Source organism: Rhizobium sp. TRM95796 (assembly GCF_025779995.1).
Lineage (GTDB): Bacteria > Pseudomonadota > Alphaproteobacteria > Rhizobiales > Rhizobiaceae > Rhizobium_E.
Genome location: NZ_JAOXHE010000028.1, coordinates 1 through 2,329, shown reverse-complemented (window position 1 = coordinate 2,329; position 2,329 = coordinate 1). Strand labels below are relative to the sequence as shown.

The window sequence follows — 2,329 nt, the reverse complement described above, 5'->3', positions numbered from 1 at the left end:
GTCGCGCAGGCTCAGCGGGAACCGAAAATAGAGCCATACGGCATGGGCGATGATCTGAGCAGGAAAGCGGTGACGTCGGAAGTGGGCAAGCGAGGTCTCGGTCATCAAAGCCCGATATCACGTTGGTGCAAACAGGCCGTTAAGGCGACGCCACCCTTTCAACAACGCGTTGCGTGTTGGCTCGATGAATTCATCGAAGACCGGCGACCGTTTCCATTCCTGCCATTTCGACCGGTTCCAGGCCTTTCGTTCCGCGCTGGAGCAATCGACGTTGGTGAATACATGCCCGATGGAGCGTAATAGCGCGACGATGGCGACGTACTGGGCTTGGTAAAGACCAATCGGTTGCATGGTCGAATGGTGTCTTTCGAAGCGGGCGACGAGTTCCCTGACGAAATTAAGTTGTGCTCGTGCTACCAGCATGGTCACAAAGCCCTGAATAGCGCTTCGATGTCAGCGACGGTGTCAATGTCGTCGAAGCTGCGAAGTACGGCACCCGTCTGTGTCCGGTCTCGTATCTCGATCTCTTCCGTCTGGTGGTTATAGGCAAACACATATGTCTTGCCACGGATATTGACCCACAGCATGTTTGCCGGCGCACCCTGGCGGCTCCGGATACGGATCTTGTCGGGATCACCGCGCCAGATGAAGGCGCCAAGGAGCGCGAGTGCAACGCCCTTGACGTTGCCGGCGTGGTGATCGGCTCGCCCCATGACGCCTTCGGCGTAAGTCTGCAATGCCTCGACATCGTTTGCGGTGATGGCCATCGTTGTTTCCGGTGAGAGGAGCTGGTTGATCCGTCTATACAGGCTTATTCGAGCAACCTATCCTTGCCAATCGGAAAACCAGCCGTGTTGTCCCCACAGGATCTGCTCTCCGCTCTTTCGCTCGTAGGTGCTTTCATTGAACATACCTTGAAATTGGGCAGCGAAAAACCTATAGTCTTCGCTGAAGAGGATATGACCATGCCCAGAGCCGCCGCAGAGAATACTAACCGATTCCCCATGCAGATACCGCCAGCCGAGAAGGCCAGGCTGATGCGTGCGGCCGCGCTTGAGCGAACCAGCCTCAAGGATTTTGTGCTGCGCAATGCGCTGCTAGCGGCCGAGGCGGTGATCGAGAAAGCCGAGCGGGTCCATCTCGATGAGGAACAGACACGCTTCATGCTGGATCTGCTGGAGAACCCGCCGAAGCCGAACGCCAGACTGCAGGCGGCGGCCCGTTCGCTTGCGGCCCGCAAATGACGCTTCCAGACTGGCACGAGGAGCCGATTTCCAGGAAGCACAATCGCAAAGACTTTGATTGCGGCCAGGTGGACCTCAACGACTTCCTGACGAAATATGCCCGTCAGGCCCATGAGAGTGGCGCGTCCAAGACGTTCGTGGCGGTCGACGGCGCGGACGGCACGACGATCTACGGCTTCTATACGCTGAGCCCCGCACAGGTCGAATTCAATCTCACGCCCGAGGTCGCGCGCCCTGCGGGCGGCGGTCGACATCCGATCGGCGGGTTCCGGCTTGGCCGGCTGGCGGTGAGCAAGTCCCACCAAGGCCACGGTCTTGGAGGCGAGTTGCTGATCGCAGCCGCGCGGCGCTGCATTCAGGCATCAGCACAGGTTGGAGGATCCTTGCTGCTGATCGACGCCAAGGATGAACGGGCGGCCGAATGGTATAAATCCTACGGCGCTTTCGAAATTCCAAAGACGCCGCTCGCGCTGGTTCTACCCTATTCCGTGATCATCGATGTCATGGAACAGGCGGGTAAACCAATCCTATAGCAACGCAGGTTGCCGCTACCACGCATCTTCCCTCGTTCATTGCTGCTCGAAAGCCTCAGCGGGCAGTTCGATATGAAGTATTGGCCGCCTCGCCGACTTTGTCGGGAAACTCGCTGCCGATGCGGCTTCAGCACATCCGAGGCCTCGGATTCAATGACCGAGGTCGGCCCGCGCGGATCGTGGGTGTCATCGGCCGACTATTTCAAGGCGCTGTTCAAAGCGATAGAAGAGTACGGTGCCTCACATAACGGCTTTTTGCAAAGCGGCTGCATCAGCGGGTACACCAAGCGTTGAGAAAAACAGTGACAGACTAAATCGCGGAGCGAAACGCTTCCGAGTCCTTCTTCTTTTCTTTTTTCCACCCGACAGGCGTCGCGACGCTACGCAAATTTTTGCTTCGATGTCTTGGCAAACATCTCAAAAGGCCCCATGTAAATTGTGGCTCTTGGCAGGAGCCTGACGCCCGTCAACGTACGAAGCTGCCTCAAAAAGAGGTGGGTGATTTCAAGAGGTTATGATTCCTTCGGATTTGCAAGATTCGATGGAGTTCAC

The 2,329-nt window shown here is 57.2% G+C and carries 5 protein-coding genes and 1 pseudogene; 3 read left to right on the top strand and 3 right to left on the bottom strand.

Features of this window, described 5'->3' with window-relative positions; translation table 11 throughout:
- The 3 genes and pseudogenes from OCK01_RS26340 to OCK01_RS26330 all read right to left on the bottom strand — a co-directional run.
- A pseudogene (locus tag OCK01_RS26340) lies at window positions 1-105 on the bottom strand (IS6 family transposase); the annotation flags it as partial.
- Between the two features lie 12 nt (window positions 106-117).
- Window positions 118-423 (bottom strand): hypothetical protein, encoded by a 306-nt coding sequence (locus tag OCK01_RS26335; RefSeq protein WP_263826552.1) that lies wholly within the window; start codon window positions 421-423, stop codon window positions 118-120.
- Window positions 424-425: 2 nt separating this feature from the next.
- A complete protein-coding gene (locus tag OCK01_RS26330; protein WP_263826551.1) occupies window positions 426-767 on the bottom strand; it encodes a hypothetical protein in 342 nt (113 codons plus the stop codon).
- A gap of 198 nt (window positions 768-965) precedes the next feature.
- On the opposite strand from OCK01_RS26330, the gene OCK01_RS26325 reads away from it, so the two are divergent.
- From OCK01_RS26325 to OCK01_RS26315, 3 genes are all read left to right on the top strand, one after another.
- Window positions 966-1,244: a DUF1778 domain-containing protein gene (locus tag OCK01_RS26325; protein WP_263826550.1), complete on the top strand. Its 279-nt coding sequence runs from the start codon at window positions 966-968 to the stop codon at window positions 1,242-1,244.
- Window positions 1,245-1,312: 68 nt separating this feature from the next.
- Entirely contained in the window at window positions 1,313-1,777 is a 465-nt protein-coding gene (locus OCK01_RS26320; protein ID WP_263826549.1) for a GNAT family N-acetyltransferase, read from the top strand.
- A gap of 153 nt (window positions 1,778-1,930) precedes the next feature.
- A complete protein-coding gene (locus OCK01_RS26315) occupies window positions 1,931-2,071 on the top strand; it encodes a hypothetical protein (RefSeq protein WP_263826548.1) in 141 nt (46 codons plus the stop codon).
- Window positions 2,072-2,329 lie beyond the last annotated feature (258 nt).